Genomic DNA, 20469 nt, shown 5'->3' on the forward strand with positions numbered 1-20469 from the left:
ATATCGAGGCTTTTTTTTTGACTAAAATGAAACAAACAACAATTGCAATACAAGGAGCAGAAGGTTCTAACCACCACAAGGTAGCTAGAGATTTTTACGGAAAAGATATTCCGCTAAAAGAATGCTTATCTTTTGATACACTGGTTGACAGCTTATTAAACAAAACTGCTAACAAAGGTGTCATGGCTATAGAAAATACAATTGCAGGGTCTATAATTCCTAATTACGCATTAATAGACAACCATAACCTGCATATTATTGGCGAAGAATATTTAAATATTCATCATCACCTAATGGCACTTCCCAATCAAAAAATTGCAGATATTAAAGAAGTTTGTTCACATCCAATGGCATTATTACAATGCAAAGAATTCTTTAAAAACCATAAGCACATAAAATTAATAGAAGATGTTGATACTGCTGAAGTAGCTAAGAGAATTTCACAAAATCAATTAAAAGGAGTCGCCGCTATTGCTCCAAAAATTGCAGCTGATATTTTTAATCTAGAAATAATCGAAGACGAAATTCAAACCATAAAAGACAATGCTACTCGATTTGTAATTGTACAAACCGAAATTCCTCATAATGGTATTGATCAAATAAATAAAGCTTCACTAAAATTTCAATTAGATCACAAAAGAGGAAGCTTAGCAACTATTTTAAATGTACTTAGTGATTGTAAAATGAATTTAACCAAAATACAATCATTACCTGTCATAGAATCACCTTGGAAATATTCATTTTTTGTTGATGTAACTTTTGAAGAATATAAAGATTACGAAAAAGCAATAGCAATTATAGAAATAATGGCATCTGAATTAAAAGTTTTAGGAACATACAAAAACGGAAGAAAATGATTCAATCAGCAAAAAGATTAGATACCGTACAAGAATACTACTTCTCTAAAAAACTAAGGGAGGTTAGAGAACTAGCAGCCGTAGGAAAACCAATAATAAACATGGGTATTGGAAGCCCTGACCTACAACCTCCAACAAAAGTAATTACAGCAATTCAGCAAAGTTTTAATGATGCTGTAGCTCACAAATATCAAAGTTATCAAGGATTACCAGAATTAAGAAATGCTATTGCCGAATTTTATAAACAAAAATTTAATGTTACAGCAAATCCTACTAACGAAATACTTCCTTTAATGGGAAGTAAAGAAGGTATTATGCATATTTCTATGGCCTTTTTAAACGAAGGAGATCAAGTTTTAATTCCTAACCCAGGGTACCCAACCTATACTTCTGTTACAAAATTAGTTGGTGCTGAACCTTTATTTTATGAATTAGAAGAAGCTAATGATTGGCAACCAAATATTAAAGCTTTAGAAACATTAGATTTAACTAAAGTAAAAATAATGTGGGTAAATTACCCACACATGCCAACAGGCACCAATGCTTTAAAAGAAACATTCGAAAAACTAATAGCTTTTGGTAAAAAACATCAAATACTAATTATAAATGACAATCCATATAGCTTTATTTTAAACAACAATCCGTTGAGTATTTTACAAGTTGATGGAGCCAAAGATGTTGCTTTAGAATTAAATTCAATGAGTAAAACCTTTAACATGGCAGGATGGCGTGTTGGAATGGTTTTAGGTAGCAGTACTTACATTAATGAAATTTTAAAAGTAAAAAGCAATATGGATTCTGGAATGTTTTACGGAATTCAGAAAGGAGCAATTGAAGCGTTACAGTTATCTGATGATTGGTTTAATCAACAAAATAAAATATACGAAGAAAGAAGGTCTTTAGTATTTAAGCTAGCTGATAAATTAAATTGTACATACAATCAAAATTCTACAGGACTATTCGTTTGGGCAAAAATTCCAACAGGAAAAACAGCTGAAGAAGTTACAGATACTATTTTATACGACAAAGATATTTTTATTACACCAGGAACCGTTTTTGGTAGTCAAGGTGAGGGATATATTCGATTTTCATTATGTATCTCAAAAGAAGTAATTAATAATGCTATCAACAGATTTTAGATGAACGTATTTGTAATAGGAATCGGATTGATTGGAGGTAGTATGGTTTTAGATATTAAACAAAAATATTCTGAAGCCGTTATTTATGGAATTGACAACAATAAAGATCATTTAGAAAAAGCAATTGAATTAGGTGTTATTGATATAAAAGCTACACTTGAAGATTTAGATAAAGCAGAAATTGTTATTGTTTCAATTCCTGTTGATGTTCAATTAAAAGTTATACCAAAAGTACTTGATTTAGTTTCTGATGAAACATTAGTTTTCGACGTAGGATCTACTAAAGAAGATATTTGTAAAATTTTAGAAAATCACCCAAAACGAAGAAATTATTTAGCAGCACATCCAATTGCAGGAACTGAATTTTCTGGACCAACTGCTGCACATAATAACCTATTTCATAAAAAGACAAATATTATTTGTGAAGTAGAAAAAACAGCTTTTAAACTACAAGAAAAAGCATTAGATATTTTTGCGAAATTAGGAATGCGTATTCGTTATATGGATGCAAAATCGCATGATAAACATATAGCCTACGTATCACACTTATCACATATTAGTGCTTTTATGCTTGGTAAAACAGTTATTGAAAAGGAAAAAAACGAGCGTGATATTTTTGACATGGCTGGTAGTGGATTTGCCTCTACAGTACGTTTAGCAAAAAGCTCGCCAGCAATGTGGGCTCCTATTTTCGAACAAAACAAAACCAATGTAATTGAAACATTAAACGAATACATACATAATCTTCAGCAATTTAAAGAACTGATGATACAGAATGATTTTACTAAAATTCATAACGAAATGGAAAGTACAAATCACATTAAACAAATATTAAACGGCATAAAATAAAAGCCACAATAAGTAGACAAATGGAAAATACAAAAGAATTAAAAACATGGTTGGATGATATGAAGCTTGCTCATCCACTAGTAATAGCAGGGCCTTGTAGTGCAGAAACCGAAGAGCAGGTTTTAAAAATTGCACACGAGTTGAAAGATTCTGATGTAAATTATTTCCGTGCAGGAATTTGGAAACCAAGAACACGTCCAGGAAATTTTGAAGGTGTAGGTGCTTTAGGTTTAAAGTGGTTGCAAAAAGTAAAAGCAGAAACAGGAATGAAAACTTGTACTGAAGTTGCAAATGCTGCACACGTAAAATTAGCTTTAGAGCATGATGTTGATTTATTATGGATCGGAGCACGCTCTACGGTATCACCTTTTATCATGCAAGAAATTGCAGACGCTTTACAAGGAACAGATAAAATTGTACTGGTAAAGAATCCTGTAAATCCAGATTTAGCATTGTGGTTAGGTGGTATTGAAAGATTATACACTGCCGGGATTAAAAATCTAGGTGCAATTCATAGAGGTTTTTCTACATATGAAAAATCTAAATACAGAAATATTCCTGAATGGCAATTAGCTATTGAATTTCAAAATAGATTTCCAGATTTACCATTAATTTGTGACCCTTCTCATATTACAGGTAATAGAGAAATGATTTTTGATGTTTCTCAAACTGCTTTAGACTTAAATTTTGATGGTCTAATGATCGAAACTCATTTCGATCCTGACAACGCATGGTCTGATGCTGCACAACAAGTAACTCCTGATTCTTTAAAACAAATCATGGAAGACTTAAAAATAAGAAAAGAAACAGAAACAGATTCTACTTACAGAGAGTCTTTAGATAATTTAAGAGCTCAAATAAACGTTGTTGATGGTCAACTAATAGAAATGTTAGGAAAAAGAATGACCGTTGCTGATAAAATTGGACAACTTAAAAAAGAGAAAAACGTTGCTGTTTTACAATCTAGACGTTGGAATGAAATTCTTGGCAATATGATTTTAGAAGGTGAAAGTAAAGGATTAAGTGAAGAATTTGTTTTAAAAATGTTTAAAGCAATTCACCAAGAATCTATAAACCACCAAGAAAAAATAATAAAAGGATAATAAAATAACATTTTTTATTATACAATAATGAAGAAGGTTGCTTTTACGCAACCTTTTTTATTTATTAATTTTTTGTACTTTCATACAACCAAACTTATACTAAAATGCCTCCAATAAACACTATTGATGACGTAATTGAAACTTTACATAAAATTATTAAAGACACTCTTAAAAACAAAAGTACTTTAGGCTATTTTGCAACTCTTTATCTTAAAGTTACTCAAAAAGTTAAAGACGGAATTTCAAATAATTTCTTTGAGGATAATGTAAGAATGGAAAAGTTAGATGTAATTTTTGCTAAAAGATACATTAAAGCATACTATGATTATCAGAATAACCAACCAATAAGCGAATCATGGAACAAAGCATTTAGTATTTCTACTGAATACTGGCCAACTGTTTTGCAACATTTACTTGTAGGTATGAATGCACATATAAACTTAGATTTAGGCATTGCCGCTGCTCAAGTTTCGGAAGGAAAACCTATAGAAAATCTTAAAAATGACTTCAATAAAATAAACGTGATTCTTTCTTCATTAGTAGGTGAAATTGAACAAGATTTAAGTACTATCTGGCCTTTTTTAAAAAAAATATTAAAATTCACTCATAAAATAGATACTTTTTTAATTGATTTCAGCATGAAATTAGCAAGAGATGGTGCTTGGAATTTTGCTGTGAAATTGGCTTCTAAAACAGAAAACGACAAATTACAATTAATCAAAGAAAGAGATCAAAAAGTAGCACAGAAAGCTACAATTATAAATAACCCGGGTTTAATTCCTGAAATTATATTTATGATAGTTAGAGTTGGAGAAAGAGGCTCTATTCCTGATAAAATAACTGACTTAGCTCAAAAATAATTTTATTTACATTCATTTTTTATTCTCATCTTTGTAGCCATGACAGGAACGGTATATAAATCTACAGGAAGTTGGTATTTAGTAAAGCACGAACAGGTTTTATACAAATGCCGTATTAAAGGAAAATTTAGATTAAAAGGTATTAAAAGTACCAACCCTATTGCTGTTGGTGACAAAGTTGATTTTGATCTAGAAACCAAAAACAATGAAGAAACTGGTGTAATTACCAATATTCATGAAAGAGACAATTTTATAGTTCGTAAATCTGTTAACTTATCTAAACAGACACATATTATTGCTTCTAATATCGATCAGGTTTTTTTATTAATTACGATTAACAACCCTCCTACTTTCACCACTTTTATAGATCGTTTTTTAGTTTCTACAAGAGCATATAGAATCGATACTATTTTAGTATTTAACAAAATAGATTCTTACGAAATAGAAGAGCGTGGTGAAATTTTATACTTAAAAGACATCTATGAAACTATAGGTTATAGATGTATAGAAGTTTCAGCAAAAGAAAACACCAATGTTGATCATATTAAAAAAATGATGGTAGGAAAAACATCAATGTTTGTAGGACATTCTGGAGTTGGAAAAACCACCCTAGTTAATGCTATTGATGCTAATTTAAACCTAAAAACAAAAGAAATTTCGGATCAACATAATCAAGGAAAACATACTACTACATTTGCAGAAATGTTCGATTTAAATCTCGAAAACTCAAATGACGCAAAAATTATTGACACCCCTGGTATTAAAGGTTTTGGGGTTGTTGATATTGAAAAAGAAGAGTTAGGTGATTACTTTCCAGAATTTTTTGCTCTAAAACAAGATTGTAAGTTTAATAACTGTATTCATGTTAACGAACCTAAATGTGCTGTAAAAGATGCTTTAGAAGAAGACACGATTTCATGGTCTCGTTATAAAAGTTATTTACAAATTTTAGAGGGTGAAGAAGAACATTACCGAACTGATATTTGGGAAAAAGATCAAGAATAAATGAAAGCGGTTATTCAAAGAGTATCTAAAGCAAGCGTAACTATTAATAACGAAAAAGTTGCTAATATTAAAAATGGATTGCTAATTCTTCTTGGAATTGTAAATGAAGATACGCAAGAAGATATTAATTGGCTATCGAAGAAAATTACAAACCTTCGTATATTTAATGATGAAAACGGAATAATGAATACCTCATTACTTCAATCTGATGGAGAAGTAATTATTGTAAGTCAATTTACACTACAGGCCTCAACAAAAAAAGGTAATAGGCCAAGTTATATTAAGGCTGCAAAGCCTGATATTTCAATTCCTTTATATGAACAATTTGTTAGTCAATTTGAAATAAACTTAGGTAAAAAGGTGCAAACTGGTGAGTTTGGAGCAGACATGAAAGTTGAACTTATAAACGATGGACCTGTAACCATTATTATTGATACTAAAGATAAGGTTTAAAACTTTATTTATGAAATTTATTGATATACACACCCATAATAATACGAATAGCAATTCAGTTTTATCTATTATAAACTCCTACCCTACTTCAATAAATTTTGACTTTCCTTTCTCTATAGGAATTCATCCATGGTACATAAACAAAGAAACAATTGGTGATGAACTTACTTTTTTAAAAGAAAAATTATTACAGAAAGAATGTTATGCAATTGGAGAATGTGGTTTAGATAAACTGTCTGAGGTAGATTACACTATTCAATTAGCCGTTTTTAAAGAACACATTAAATTATCTGAAACATATAAAAAACCTTTAATAATACATTGTGTAAAGTCTTTTCAAGAAATAATACACTTAAAGAAAAAACTAAAGCCTACTCAAAAATGGATAATTCATGGATTTAATAAAAATGAACAGGTTGCAACTTCTTTAATAAAAAACGGATGCTTTTTATCATTCGGAAAATCATTAATGACTTCAATTAAGTTACAAAAAACGTTTTCTAATATTTCTTTAGATAAACTATTTATAGAAACAGATGATGCTAAAATTGATATCGCTACTATTTATCAAAAAGCGGCTACTTTAAAAGACATAACTGTTGAAGAGTTAAAAAAAAATATACATCAAAATTTAAATAAGATACTTATAACATGAGTTGGTTAGAGAGAACAGAATTATTAGTTAAAAAAGAAGGTATTGAAAAACTTCAGAAAGCTAACATTTTAATTGTTGGTTTAGGTGGAGTTGGTTCTTTTGCAGCTGAATTTATAGCAAGAGCTGGAGTTGGAAATATGACTATTGTTGATGGTGATGCTTTTGATGAAACAAATAAAAATCGCCAGTTACCTGCATTAAATAGTACTTTAGGGAAATCAAAAACATCAGTAATTTCTGATAGAATTAAAGATATAAATCCGAATATTTCGTTAAAAGTACTTGAAGAGTTTTTATCTCCCGAAAGAGCATTCGAGCTCGTAAGCAAAGAGTATGACTATGTATTAGACTGCATCGATAGTATAACCCCAAAAGTTAATTTAATTGTAGCAGCCAAAAGAAAAAAAGTTAAATTAATTAGTGCTATGGGAGCTGGTGGTAAATTAGATGCAAGTAAAGTTGTTGTTAAGGACATTAGCAAAACTAAAAACTGTAAAATGGCTCGTGCTCTTAAAAAAAGATTAAAAGAACGAAAAGTTAATAAAGGAATAACTGCTGTTTATTCAGAAGAAGTTCAAATTCCAGAAAGTTTACAACTCACAGACGGGAGCAACTTTAAAAAATCTTTTTATGGAACCATTAGCTATATGCCTGCTGCTTTTGGCTTACAAGCAAGTTCTTTTGTTATTAATAAAATTTTAACAAGAGAATAATCTCCAAGGAAAATATATTTTATATATATTTGTTCTAAATAAAAAATCAACCATTAAAAACAAATCATAATGAAAAAATCAATTTTGGCTATTGCTCTTATTGCAATTACCGTTGTTTCTTGTAAAACAGAAAAAAATAAAGTAACAGCTAGCGAAGAAGTTAAAGATATTAAAAAAGTAGAAAATGTAATTAATTCTTACAAAGCAAACGTTGCTGAATCTACAGTTACTTGGAAAGGTAATAAACCAACAGGTTCTCATAATGGTGTTGTTAGTGTAGCAAATGGAGTATTTGATATTGAGAACGGTGTTCTTAAATCAGGTGAATTTGTAATTGATATGAAAACAATTTCATGTACTGATTTAGAAGCTGGTAAAGGAAAGGAAGATTTAGAAGGTCATTTAAAAGCAGAAGACTTTTTTGATGTTGAGAAATTCCCTACTGCTAAATTTGCAATAGCTAGTTCTGAAACAAAAGAAGGTAAGTTACATGTAACTGGAAACTTAACTCTTAGAGGAACAACTAAAAGTATTACGATACCTGCTACAGTAACCGAAAACGAAGGTGTTGCTACTTTTAAAAGTGATGTTTTTAGTATTGATAGAACTGATTTTGGTGTTACTTATAAATCTAAGAAAATTGATGCTGCTTTAAAAGATAAATTCATTAACGATTTAATGGAAATTTCTTTTGAGATTAAAGCTAAAAAATAAGTTTGTCTTTTTTAAGATAAAAAAAGGGTTGACATTGTCAACCCTTTTTTTATGCTTTAATAAATTCTTCAACCTCAAAAAGTTCTTTAAAGTGTTTTAATATTTTTTCTTTTACTTCTTCTTCATTTATTTTTCTTCCTAGCTCTGCTTCCATTGATGTTACAGCTTTACCTCTAATTCCGCAAGGAATAATATTATCAAAATAACCTAAATTTACATTTACATTTAAGGCAAAACCATGCATAGTAACCCATCTACTAGCACGAATTCCCATGGCACATATTTTTCTAGCAAATGGAGAACCTGCACCTAACCAAACCCCTGTTTCACCATCACTTCGCTCTCCTTTTAATCCGTACTCAGCAATTGTTAATATAATTGATTCTTCCAATAACCGTAAATACTTATGTATATCAGTAAAAAAATTTTCTAAATCTATTATAGGGTAACCAACTATTTGTCCAGGTCCATGATACGTAATATCTCCTCCTCTATTTATTTTATAAAAAGTTGCGTTCTTTTCTTTTAATTTCTCTTCATTCAATAATAAATTACTGATATCACCTGATTTACCTAATGTATATACATGAGGATGCTCAACAAATAAAAAATGATTAGGAGTTATAATTTCTTTATTGCTATTTCTCTTCTCTCTCTTTAAAATAACTACCTTATCTAATAACCGAGTTTGATAATCCCATGTTTCTTTATAATCTTTTTTCCCTAAATCACTGACTGTTATTTTTTTATTCATAAATTTGCATTCTAACAATATCCCCCAAAGGTAGGGAAAATTAGCCTTAAACTGTTATATTTTACACCTATTAACTAGACACTTATGATCAAAAAAACCTTTCTTTTATTCCTATTTATTTTTACTCTTTTCTCAAGTAATTCATTTTCTCAGAACTACTGGAGCAGTACAAATAGAAAAAATATTAATTCTCAAAAAAATGAAGTTTTAAGCAGAGAAAACACACCACAACAATACGCTTTAGCTTCCCTAAACTTAAATAGTTTTAAAAATAAGTTAAGTTTAAAGTCAAAAAATAGTAAAACGATAATTACGTTACCTAATTCTGATGGAAAACTAAAAAGGTTTTCGATAAGAGAAACTTCATATTTAGCTGCAGATTTAGCTGTTAAATTCCCAATGATTAAGACCTATTCTGCTCAAGGAGTTGATGATCCAACTGCAGTAGCTAAAATTAGTCTAGGTACAGATGGTTTTCATGCAATTATCTTGTCAGGAAATGAAGGTACCGTATATATTGATCCTTATACTAAGGATCAAAAAGAATATATTATTTATAAAAGAAAACATTTAAAATCAAGTGAAAATGATTTTAAATGTGAAGTAGAAAATTCTGCTAAAGAAGTTATATCAGCTCCTTCTTTAAATAGAAATGCTAATGACGGTAAATTAAGAACTTATAAAATTGCAATTGCTTGTACAGGTGAATATTCTCAATTTCATTTGAATAGACAAAATATTGATCCATCAGCAACTGATGCTGAGAAAAAAGCAGCTATTTTATCTGCGATGAATACAACTATGGCTCGTGTGAACGGAATTTATGAAAGAGACTTAGCTATGAGAATGATTATTGTAAGCGATAATGAAAAATTAATATTTTTAGATGCTACAACTGATGGATTAACTAATGATGATGCTGATTTTTTAATTGATGAAAGCCAACAAAAATGTGATAATATAATTGGCGATGCTAATTACGATATTGGTCATACTTTTAGTACTGGTGGAGGTGGATTAGCCGCTCAAGGTTTATGTGTTACAGGTGTAAAAGGAAGGGGTATTACTGGTAGTGGACAACCGATTTCTGACCCTTTTGACATTGATTATGTTGCGCATGAAATAGGTCATCAACTTGGTGCTGGTCATACTTTTAACGGAACAGCAGGTAATTGTGGAGGTAACATAGGTTCTACATCTGTAGAACCAGGGAGCGGTACAACAATAATGGCATATGCAGGTATTTGTTCTCCTCAAAATGTACAAAATAATAGTGATGATTATTTTCATGCTATAAGTATTGCTCAAATGTGGAATCATATCCAGTCAAATCCTGGCTGTGCTACAATAACCGACACAGGTAATAATGCTCCAACTGCAAATGCGGGTACTGATTTTAGTATTCCTAAATCAACTCCTTTTGTTTTAAAAGGAATAGGTACAGATGCTGATGGAGTTTCTAGCTTAACGTATAATTGGGAACAAATTGACACAGAGAGTGCCCCTGTGCCACTTGTTTCAACAACTACTAAAGGTCCCGCTTTTAGATCATTGCCTTCAAATTCATCTCCTAATAGGTATTTTCCAACTTTACCTAATGTTATAAATGCTAGTTCAAACGAATGGGAAGTTCTTCCTTCAGTTGAAAGAGAACTTAATTTTTCGCTTACTGTAAGAGATAATAATTCTGGAGGAGGTAGTTCAGCAAGAGACAATGTAAAAATTAAAGTAACGAATGCTGAAGCTTTTACAGTAACTGCACCAAGTACTGCTGTGGCTTGGGATACTGGTAGTTCACAAACTATAACATGGAATAAAGGAACAACTGATCAAGCTCCTATAAATTGTACTAAAGTTAATATTAGACTTTCTACTGATGGTGGATTAACTTTTCCTATTCTTTTAAAAGAAAACACAACTAATGATGGTACTGAGGAAATTACAATACCTGATAACGCAACAACTGAAGCTCGTATACTTATTGAAGCTATTGATAATATTTTTTACAATGTAAATGCCATTAATTTTACAATTAACTCAACAGACCCTACGTTTTTAGTCACAAACAAGACTAATAAACAAATAGTTTGTAATACAGATAGTAATTCTATTAACTATGTTTTAAATTTTGATTTTATTAATGGTTTTTCTGAAATTGTAAATTTATCAGCTACTGGTTTACCTACCGGAGCTACTGCTAGTTTTAATCCAACTACAATTAATGCAGATGGTGATGTTACAATGACAATTGACAATTTAAATGGAAGTAATCAAGGTGAATATACAATTAATGTTGAGGGTACTTCAAATACTGTTACTCAAAAATCTGAAGCGCTCTTAAATATTATAGGAACTAGTTTCACTAATATTACAACACCTATTTCACCAGCAAATACGTCAGATAATGTTAGTATTACCCCTGTATTTGAATGGCCATCGGATTCAAATGCAACATCATATAATATTATGGTTGCAACGGATGTTAGCTTCTCTAACGTTATTGTTAATGAAACAACTACTACAAATTCATACACCTTAACAACTCCTTTAACTGAACTTACAAAATATTATTGGCATGTAAAATCTAAAAATAAATGTGGAGAGGGTTCTAATTCTAGTACTTGGGAACTTACTACTGAAGCTCCTTCATATTGTGCCTCAACCTTTACTCAATCAGATAGTAGTGAATTTATATCTAATGTAACTTTTAACACTATTAACAATAATTCAGTAAATGATCATACCCCAACTGCAGATGATGGGTACGAAGATTTCACCTCTATATCAACGAATATTAAAAAAACTCAAGATTATCAAATAAGCGTGACAATTAATACTGCTGGATACCAAGATCATTGTTATGTTTTTATTGACTGGAATCAAGATTTTAAATTTGATAACGCGACAGAAAGATATGATTTAGGAAATAAAACAGAAGACGTTTCTACAGCTACATTAAACATAACTGTCCCACAAAATGCTATTTTAGGAGAAACTAGAATGAGAGTTAATATAGAATACTATGAAGGTTCAGCTCCTAATGGTGATGGTGCTTGTAACTCAGATCATAAATCTGAGTGGGGGGAAACTGAAGATTATACTATAGTAGTTGAAGAAGCTCCTCAACCAGATTTTACATTAACCGATACAACAGGGCATTTATCTATTTGTAACAAAGCTATTAATGAACAAGCTTTTACTATTGACTATAAAACATTATTTGGTTTCAATGAAAATGTTAGTTTCTCAGTTACAGGAACCCCTGCAAATACTACCAGCGTATTTAACCCAACTTCGTCAAATGGAAGTGGTTCTATTAATTTAACTCTTTCAAACCTAAATAACGCAACTGTAGGTGACTATATAATGACAGTTACCGCAACCTCGGCTTCTATTACGAAATCAGTTGATATTCTTTTTAACGTTAATGATAATATTTGTAAATCTTCAGGTAATTTAGAATCACAAATAAGTCTTACTAATGTAAAGTTTGGAGAAATAGATAATACCTCAACAAAATCAACTGGATATTCTGATTTTAGATCAATGACCTCTGAAGTTATAAAAGGGGATAAATACAAATTGACCGTTAACGCCAATTCTGATGGTAATAAAACAACAAAAACTTTTGCTTGGATAGACTGGAATCAAAACTGTTTATTTGATACAGATGAAAAATACGACTTAGGAAATGTAATAAACACTTCTGGTGCAACAACTAATAGTGGTTTAGATATTACAATTCCTACTAATGCTTTAATAGGAACAACAATATTACGTATTTCAACCAAACTAGCCAGTGATGGCGATCCGAATTCTTGTGAATTGAATTTTGATGGTGAAGTTGAAGATTATACCATTACAATTACACCTACTTTTTCATTAACTAAAAAAACAGAAGGGCTATCTATATGTAACAAAGCCATTAACGAAGTTGAATATAAAATAGACTATAAAACTTCTAATGATTTTAATGAAAATGTTACTCTATCAGCAACAAATACTCCAGTAAATTCTAATATAAGCTTCAATTCAGCAACTATTAGTTCTAACGGAATAGTAACTTTTACTGTATCTAACTTAAATAATGTTAGTGTTGGAGATTATACTATTAAAATAACTGGTACTAGTACATCAATTACTAAATCAGTTGATTTAATACTTAGCGTCAATGATAACCATTGTAAATCTTCAGGTAATTTAGAATCACAAATAAGTCTTACCAATGTAAAGTTTGGAGAAATAGATAATACCTCAACAAAAACAACCGGATATTCTGATTTTAAATCAATATCTACAGGTGTAGTAAGAGGTGAAAACTACGACTTAAACACAATTATTAATACAGATGGAGATAATACTGTAAAAACATATGCTTGGATTGACTGGAATCAAAATTGTTTATTTGATGCAAATGAAACTTACGATTTAACATCAAACAGCAACTCTATAGCTATTCCTGAAGGTGCGTTATTAGGTTCAACCACCTTACGTATTTCAACAAAATTAAATGAGTTCCCTAAATCTTGCGAGCTTAATTTTAACGGAGAAGTTGAAGATTACACTATAAATATTGAAGAGAGTTTTGCTACAGATACTACTTTATTCACCGATTTAAAAATGTATCCCGTTCCAACAGAAGGAAAACAACTAACAGTTGAATTTAAAGTAAAGGTTAAAGATTTAATTACAATCAAATTATTTAATTTAACTGGTCGACTAATAGATACTCAAACTTTCTCAACAGTTTCTAGTAGATTCAAGAAAAAAATTCAATTTCCAAAAGTAAGTTCAGGAATATACTTTATTCAAATTGAAAATGGCAAAAAGATAAAAACAAAAAAAATAATTATAAAATAAAGAGTGATTCATATATAAAAAAAGCGAGCTTAACGGCTCGCTTTTTTTATATGAATTTAATCCAAAAATTACAAGTTGTACTTTACAGTAAACATTGCTATTCTTGGCTGAATTACATAAACTGAATTACTCACATAAATATCGTTACTACTATTTTGATTTAATCCATTTGAGTTTAGCAAATTGGTAGCGCTTAATTTGTATTCCCATTTACTATCTTTTTTCTGATACATTAAATCAGCTCTTAAAAACCCGTATTCATCTATTGTTTCACCTTCATTAATAACTTTATTAAAAGTGTATTTAGAGGTAAATATAAACTCCTTTAAAAGAGAAATATCTAAATCGATATAAGGACTATGAGTTGTAAACGAATTTCGTATTCCTCCAATATTAGAATTATTTATTGACACATTATAACCTATATCAAAATTTGGAGCTTTATTAAAATTAGTACTAAACTTTGAAGTATATATTTGCGAAAATGTTTTTGTTAATCGATTCGAAACTACATTTGTTTGTCTATTCGAAATCAAACTATTCGATTTAGAGCCAGAAACATTACCTTCTACACGAACTTTGAATTTCCTGAAACTTTTTTGAAAACTTGCTCTTACCGAAATGGTTTCATCTGGAAAAGCTGAATTAACAGATGTTCTCACACTATTTACATCGATAAATTGTGTATTGCTTTTTATTACATCAGTACGTTTACTATAATTTATCATTCCAAAAACATTAGTGTAGTTAAACATATTAAAACTAAAGTAATTTAAATTCACGTTATGGTATAACGAGTTTTCTAACTCCCTATTCCCTGAATACAAGCTATTATAATTGTTAAACACATATCCCTCTGCTAACTGATTTACATCGGTAAAACTGGTTTGCATTTTATAACTTAATCGTAAAGTTTCAGATTTTTTTAAACTCATTTTAATTGAAGCATCAGGCAATATTTTTGTGAAACTATTTTTCACTTCAGAACCTAATTGTATGTTTTTTGACACATAATTATGAGCTGTAAACCCTTGATTAAAAGTAAAAATACCAGTTATAAATTTATAATGTAACCCTACATAAGCATCACTAAACATAAAATCTACATTATTTACTGTATTTGGTTGTGATATTACACTCTTATCCCCTTCTAAAATCTCAAAAACACTTGAATCAAATTGTTGATTACTCTGCGTTGTACCTAAAGTGATATTTAAATTACTTTTGGAATTTATTACATAAAAATAATCTAGTTTAGCGTCAAATTTATTTGTTTTTATCCTTTTATTTTGTGCTAGATTAAACGGATTTACATTTACATCTGCTCCTATTAAATTCGCAAAAGATAATTTTTCTAATTCTGCATTATAAAAAGGATCTTCATCTTGCCATAAATGCAGCGCTTCAAAAGCGAAAATATTTTTTTCATTTAAAGTATAATAATACTTTAAATTCTGATTGATAGAAAACGGACTCTGCTCTGAGGTTTGATTAATTGGCACTATTTCGTCCGTCGCATTCAAGTAGGTTCTTGACGATAACGTATTTTGCAATTGCTTTTGCTTGGAAATTTTAGCAAAAACATCATAATCAAACTGATTATTACTGTTTGGTTTGTAACTTGAACTTATTTTAAATAATCCCAAATCACTTATTTGGTTAGTTTTATTTTGTGTTTTTTCTGTATCAATATATTTTACTGATGAAGAGTTATTTACATCATATGCAGGTAAGTTATTTTTATCTATTCCTGCATTAGAGTATACACGGCTTGTTGCCTCTTGCATATCCGTTTCATTCCCTGAATAAATTGCAAACCCACTTAAATTCCATGTTTTTTTAGGTGAATAACTAAAGTTAGCCGCTCCAAATTTAGATTCAATTTCTTTCGCTCTATTATTTTTCATTGTTAAAAAAGAAATATCGCTAGAACCTACATTAAAATTTGTTCCGTTACTTTCACTTAATCCTCTAAAACCACCAGTAAACTTAAAATAATCTCTACTAGTAAAAGATACCTCTCCAATATCATTTATATCTGTTATAATATTTACACTGTATCTGGGATTATAATAAAATAATTTTGGAGTTACAATATATCTACTGTTTGTCATTCCTACTCCTAAACCAGCAGTTACCTCGCCAAACCAAAAATTTTTCTTTCCTTCTTTTAGCTTGATATTGATTACAATGTTATCTTCATTATCAGTTACACTACTCATTTGACTAACTTCACTATGATTTTTTAAAACCTGAATCTTATCAATCGCATCAGCAGGAATATTTTTCGTTGCTATTTTAGTATCACCATCAAAAAAATCTTTTCCTTCAACCATAATCTTTTTCACAGCTTTCCCCTCTATTTCAATTTCACCATCATCATTTACCTCTACTCCTGGTAGGTTTTCTAATACATCTCCTAGTTTTTTTTCAGTCCCCTTTTTAAAACTGTCTGCATTATAAACAATCGTATCTCCTTTTATAGTTACAGGCATTTTATAAGTAATATTTACCTCATCTAAGCTATCATCTTTTTTTAAATTTATGTTTTTTACAATATTAGTCTCACCTGTTTTTACAATAACATCAGAAGTTATAAATCCGATGTAACTTATTTTAATATTATACGTAGCATTTTTTTTAAGATTAAGCTTAAAGTTCCCCTTTGAATCTGTAAACCCGTAAGAGTCTAGTTTTTTTGTAACGGTATTAATAGCAATTGCATTCGCCATTTCTAAAGGGGCTCCAATACTATCTTTAACAACTCCTCTTAGTGTTATTTGAGCATTGATTATCCATGTAGCCAATAAAAAGGCTATTAATAGTATTTTTTTCATATATAAATATGCGTGATTTTACTTTTTTGTAAACGTCTACTTCCTCCAAAACCACTATATAGTAGTTTGATTTATACATTGCCTTACCTTGAAAATTAGCCTGTAAAAAGATTACAAAAAAGGTGGTTATAAACTATTTCATTTTTATTTTTGAACACTAGCCATGTATTTGAATACTAAGCGAATTCCCATCTTTGTTTTTACGCTTACTCTTAAAACGCTCTATCATTTCTTTTGAATGTTCACTCATAATTTCATCAAACTTTTCTTGTGTCACTTTTTTTCCTTTTAAAGGTTCTTTAATTTGAATTTTACCTGATGTATTCAATACTATTTCAGAGCAAACAATTGTTTGCTTCCCTTCTTGAATTTCTAAAATTAACCCAGGTAACCCCCAATAACCTTCAGGACCATTACTTATAGGAACTTGAGGCGTATACCATGCAACTGTTTCTATAATTACTTTTTCTTTACGCTCTTCTTGCTTACCATCTGTCATAGAAAAACTTGTTCTTTCTTCTTCTTTGCTTTTTGTAGCTTTATAACAAGTATAGTTTCCTATATTTTTAGTTTCTCCAGATATTTTCCACCCAAAATCTTCTAGTTCATCTTTTATTAAAAACCTCTTTCCACTAATTTCGGTTTTATTAACATATTTTTTCATTGCAATATTTTTATACAACACATCAGCTCCACCTCCGCTTCCTACTATTATCATGTTAAACCCTCCAGAACTAGCTTGCGGTGCCGATAATTTTTTATTCTGCGTATATGTAGATTTTGATTTATTAAAATTCAACGTATAAGTTTGTTGAAACTGTTTTCTTAATTGCTCTTGTATCTTCTTTTGCATATCTGACTTTGGAGTTCCCTTCTCTTCACCCATTTTAAAATCTACTTTTCTAAAAGTTTTATAAGTTGCCTTTCCTTGAAAGTTTTGAGCGTAAATTGTTGTTCCTAAAAACAACATTATTAAAAATATACCTTTTTTCATTTTTATAATTTTTCTATTACTTAAATTATCTTTTTAGTAATTTTAATTGTTCCTTCTAAATCTGATAAACTTCACATTACCTCAAAACAATGTATGTTACTGTTCTTTATATTAAAACCTAAAATTATTTTTTTATGTTTTTTTGTGTTTTCATTAAAAATGTCATTAATATCATTCCAATTGATACTTTTCAGTTCTTTAATAGTATCAACAGAAAATATTAAAGAGTTTATACTACTTTCTTTTACTTCTGCTATTGTAATATTTTCCTGAGAGTAAATAACACCCGACATACATACTAATAAGGTGTTAATATTTTTTTTCATATTTCTCTATTTATATTTTGCATTACAAAGATGAATATAGAAACGCTCCTTTAAGGTTAACTAGTGTTAACTAGTGTTAATCCACTATTTAATTACACTTAACTAACTATATTTGAATTATGGAAAACCGAAAATATCGTTGGATTTTATATTTCATTACAATAACTATACTTTCCACAATTACCATACAACTGTATTGGAATTATAAAAATTACACAGAAAATAAAAGACAAGTAACCAACGAAATTCAATTGAGTTTAGATAATGCTGTAGAAGAATATTATTCATCTTTAGCTAAAGATGATTTTTTAACAATAATAAACACAAAGAACAATTATAGTTATGAAAAATCATTCAAAAAAAGCGGTGTTCACAAAATTTTAAAAAATCATTCGAAAAAAGAAAAGCCAAAAGTTACCATTAACAATATCAAATTTAGCTCGGGAAACATGCCTAGAAGGCAAATAGATTCTATGATTAATTTAGCCAAAGAGTTTAATTTAGATATTGATTCTTTAAGTAAAGAAAAAGAAAGTTCAACTAAAAAAGGATATAATATTAAAACTGAAATAAAGTATTTTAGAGGAAAAAAAGCAGCAGACAGTTTAAAAATTTTTACAGATTTAAAACCTATCTTTATTTCATTTCTAGATCAATCTGTTGAATATGAAAAAATAGATTCTTTAATTAAAAATCAATTAAAGCAAAAAAAAATTTACTTAAAAACAAGTTTTCATCATTTAAAAAATGATACCCTTTTTCATGAAACAAAGGATTCTTTATTAAATTCTGATATATTCTCTGTAAGTTCAAAATCAACTTTTGTTAGAGAAAATGAAGCTTTCAAATTAATCTATAACAGTCCAAATATTGAAGCTTTAAAAAGAAGCTCTACAGGTCTTTTGTTATCCCTTTTACTATCTCTTGCCGTTATTTCTAGTTTATTTTATTTATTAAAAATCATTAATCAACAAAAAGAATTAGCTGAAATTAAAAACGACCTAATTAGTAATATCACTCATGAATTTAAAACACCAATTACAACTATTTCAACCGCAATTGAAGCAATCGAAAGTTTTAACATGATTAATGATAAAGAGAAAACTAAAAAATATCTTTCTATTTCTTCTGGTCAGTTAAAGAAACTACATCTAATGGTTGAGAAGTTATTAGAAACTGCGACTTTAGATAGTGAAAACCTATTATTAAAAAAAGCTCCCATTAACTTAATTGACTTGACCGATAAACTTACTAAAAAACATCAATTAATCACACCAAACAAAATTATTAAATTCTCAAGTAACATTGCAGAGCTAAAAAAAAATATTGATCCTTTTCATTTTGAAAACGCCATTTCTAACCTGATTGATAATGCGATAAAATACGGAGGTAATAATATAGAAATCAATATCAATTCTGTTTTAAATAATATAGAAATTTCTATAGCTGATAATGGAAAAGGAATTGAAAAAAATCAACAAGAAAAAATATTCGAAAAATTTTATCGTGTTCCAAAAGGAAATACGCATGACGTGAAAGGTTTTGGAATTGGTTTATACTACACTAAAAAAATCATCGAAAAACATAATGGCTTTATTTCTTTATATTCTAATGTTAAACAAACAGTTTTTAAAATAATAGTACCTAATGATTAAAAAAATAAAACTTTTATTAGCTGAAGACGAACCTAGTTTAGGACAAATTGTAAAAGAAAGTTTAGAAACTAGAAATTTTAAAGTTTCACATGCTTTAAATGGAGAAGAGGCTTATCATTTATATCTAAAAGAACAACCAGAAATTTTAGTTTTAGATGTAATGATGCCAAAAAAGGATGGTTTCACATTAGCGAAAGAAATTAGACAAGAAAACAAACACATTCCTATTATTTTTTTAACTGCAAAATCACAAACTAAAGATGTTTTAGAAGGCTTTGAACATGGAGGAAATGACTATTTAAAAAAACCTTTTTCTATGGAAGAATTAATTGTCCGTATTCATTCTTTATTAAACAGAAATGAATTAAAAATAAGTTCTGAAAAAATAATTATTGGTAATTTTATATTTAATCACGACAAACAGACATTATTTTTTAATTCAGAATCTGATTTATTAACTCATAGAGAGTCAGAATTACTCTTTCATCTTTTTCAAAAGAAAAACGAAATATTAGATAGATCTTTTATTCTTAAAAAACTTTGGGGTAATGACGATTTCTTTAATGCTAGAAGTATGGATGTATTTATTTCTAAACTACGAAAAAAATTAAAAAAGGACGAATCTGTTCAAATAATTAACATTCGTGGCTACGGTTATAAATTGATTTGTTAAAACCTTTTGAAATCCCTTTTTT

17 protein-coding genes are annotated in these 20469 nt (G+C 29.2%); 13 read left to right on the forward strand and 4 right to left on the reverse strand.

Annotated features, from left to right (window positions below):
* Nucleotides 1–26: 26 nt before the first annotated feature.
* The 10 genes from H518_RS0104190 to H518_RS0104235 all read left to right on the forward strand — a co-directional run bounded on the left by H518_RS0104190 (nt 27) and on the right by H518_RS0104235 (nt 8348).
* The gene (locus H518_RS0104190; protein WP_028887901.1) at nt 27–857 is read left to right on the forward strand and encodes a prephenate dehydratase; all 831 of its coding nucleotides are present in this window, start codon (nt 27–29) and stop codon (nt 855–857) included.
* Entirely contained in the window at nt 854–1996 is a 1143-nt protein-coding gene (locus H518_RS0104195) for a pyridoxal phosphate-dependent aminotransferase (protein ID WP_028887902.1), read from the forward strand. Before H518_RS0104190 ends, H518_RS0104195 begins: the two co-directional genes overlap by 4 nt.
* Nucleotides 1997–2845, forward strand: a complete 849-nt coding sequence (locus H518_RS0104200; RefSeq protein WP_028887903.1) for a prephenate dehydrogenase — start codon at nt 1997–1999, stop codon at nt 2843–2845. It abuts the gene before it with no gap.
* A gap of 20 nt (nt 2846–2865) precedes the next feature.
* Complete coding sequence (locus tag H518_RS0104205) at nt 2866–3948, forward strand: bifunctional 3-deoxy-7-phosphoheptulonate synthase/chorismate mutase type II (RefSeq protein ID WP_028887904.1); 1083 nt, start codon at nt 2866–2868, stop codon at nt 3946–3948.
* A gap of 104 nt (nt 3949–4052) precedes the next feature.
* The gene (locus H518_RS0104210) at nt 4053–4808 is read left to right on the forward strand and encodes a DUF5995 family protein (RefSeq protein WP_028887905.1); all 756 of its coding nucleotides are present in this window, start codon (nt 4053–4055) and stop codon (nt 4806–4808) included.
* Between the two features lie 39 nt (nt 4809–4847).
* On the forward strand, nt 4848–5813 hold the full coding sequence (gene rsgA / locus H518_RS0104215; protein WP_028887906.1) for a ribosome small subunit-dependent GTPase A: 966 nt from the start codon (nt 4848–4850) through the stop codon (nt 5811–5813).
* Complete coding sequence (dtd, locus tag H518_RS0104220) at nt 5814–6266, forward strand: D-aminoacyl-tRNA deacylase (protein ID WP_028887907.1); 453 nt, start codon at nt 5814–5816, stop codon at nt 6264–6266.
* Nucleotides 6267–6276: 10 nt separating this feature from the next.
* Nucleotides 6277–6921 (forward strand): TatD family hydrolase, encoded by a 645-nt coding sequence (locus H518_RS0104225; protein ID WP_028887908.1) that lies wholly within the window; start codon nt 6277–6279, stop codon nt 6919–6921.
* Nucleotides 6918–7634, forward strand: a complete 717-nt coding sequence (locus H518_RS0104230) for a tRNA threonylcarbamoyladenosine dehydratase (protein ID WP_028887909.1) — start codon at nt 6918–6920, stop codon at nt 7632–7634. Before H518_RS0104225 ends, H518_RS0104230 begins: the two co-directional genes overlap by 4 nt.
* Before the next feature lie 69 nt (nt 7635–7703).
* Nucleotides 7704–8348 carry a YceI family protein gene (locus H518_RS0104235; protein ID WP_028887910.1) on the forward strand — a complete coding sequence of 215 codons (645 nt, stop codon included), beginning with the start codon at nt 7704–7706 and terminating at the stop codon, nt 8346–8348.
* 49 nt (nt 8349–8397) lie between these two features.
* Here the strand turns inward: H518_RS0104235 and lipB are convergent, their stop codons facing one another.
* A complete protein-coding gene (gene lipB / locus H518_RS0104240; RefSeq protein ID WP_028887911.1) occupies nt 8398–9102 on the reverse strand; it encodes a lipoyl(octanoyl) transferase LipB in 705 nt (234 codons plus the stop codon).
* Between the two features lie 84 nt (nt 9103–9186).
* Between lipB and H518_RS20380 the strand changes: the two genes are divergently transcribed.
* On the forward strand, nt 9187–13962 hold the full coding sequence (locus H518_RS20380) for a GEVED domain-containing protein (RefSeq protein ID WP_051263656.1): 4776 nt from the start codon (nt 9187–9189) through the stop codon (nt 13960–13962).
* 68 nt (nt 13963–14030) lie between these two features.
* On the opposite strand, the gene H518_RS0104250 is transcribed toward H518_RS20380, so the two are convergent.
* From H518_RS0104250 to H518_RS0104260, 3 genes are all read right to left on the reverse strand, one after another.
* Nucleotides 14031–16799 carry a TonB-dependent receptor gene (locus tag H518_RS0104250; protein ID WP_028887912.1) on the reverse strand — a complete coding sequence of 923 codons (2769 nt, stop codon included), beginning with the start codon at nt 16797–16799 and terminating at the stop codon, nt 14031–14033.
* Nucleotides 16800–16956: 157 nt separating this feature from the next.
* The gene (locus H518_RS0104255; protein WP_028887913.1) at nt 16957–17793 is read right to left on the reverse strand and encodes a GLPGLI family protein; all 837 of its coding nucleotides are present in this window, start codon (nt 17791–17793) and stop codon (nt 16957–16959) included.
* A 71-nt stretch (nt 17794–17864) separates the two neighbouring features.
* On the reverse strand, nt 17865–18119 hold the full coding sequence (locus H518_RS0104260; protein WP_028887914.1) for a hypothetical protein: 255 nt from the start codon (nt 18117–18119) through the stop codon (nt 17865–17867).
* Between the two features lie 119 nt (nt 18120–18238).
* Between H518_RS0104260 and H518_RS0104265 the strand changes: the two genes are divergently transcribed.
* Both H518_RS0104265 and H518_RS0104270 read left to right on the forward strand, forming a co-directional pair.
* Complete coding sequence (locus H518_RS0104265) at nt 18239–19774, forward strand: sensor histidine kinase (protein ID WP_028887915.1); 1536 nt, start codon at nt 18239–18241, stop codon at nt 19772–19774.
* Nucleotides 19770–20447: a response regulator transcription factor gene (locus tag H518_RS0104270; protein ID WP_028887916.1), complete on the forward strand. Its 678-nt coding sequence runs from the start codon at nt 19770–19772 to the stop codon at nt 20445–20447. Before H518_RS0104265 ends, H518_RS0104270 begins: the two co-directional genes overlap by 5 nt.
* Nucleotides 20448–20469 lie beyond the last annotated feature (22 nt).

Origin of the sequence: Tenacibaculum ovolyticum DSM 18103, from assembly GCF_000430545.1 — a bacterium.
Classification (GTDB): Bacteria; Bacteroidota; Bacteroidia; order Flavobacteriales; family Flavobacteriaceae; genus Polaribacter; species Polaribacter ovolyticus.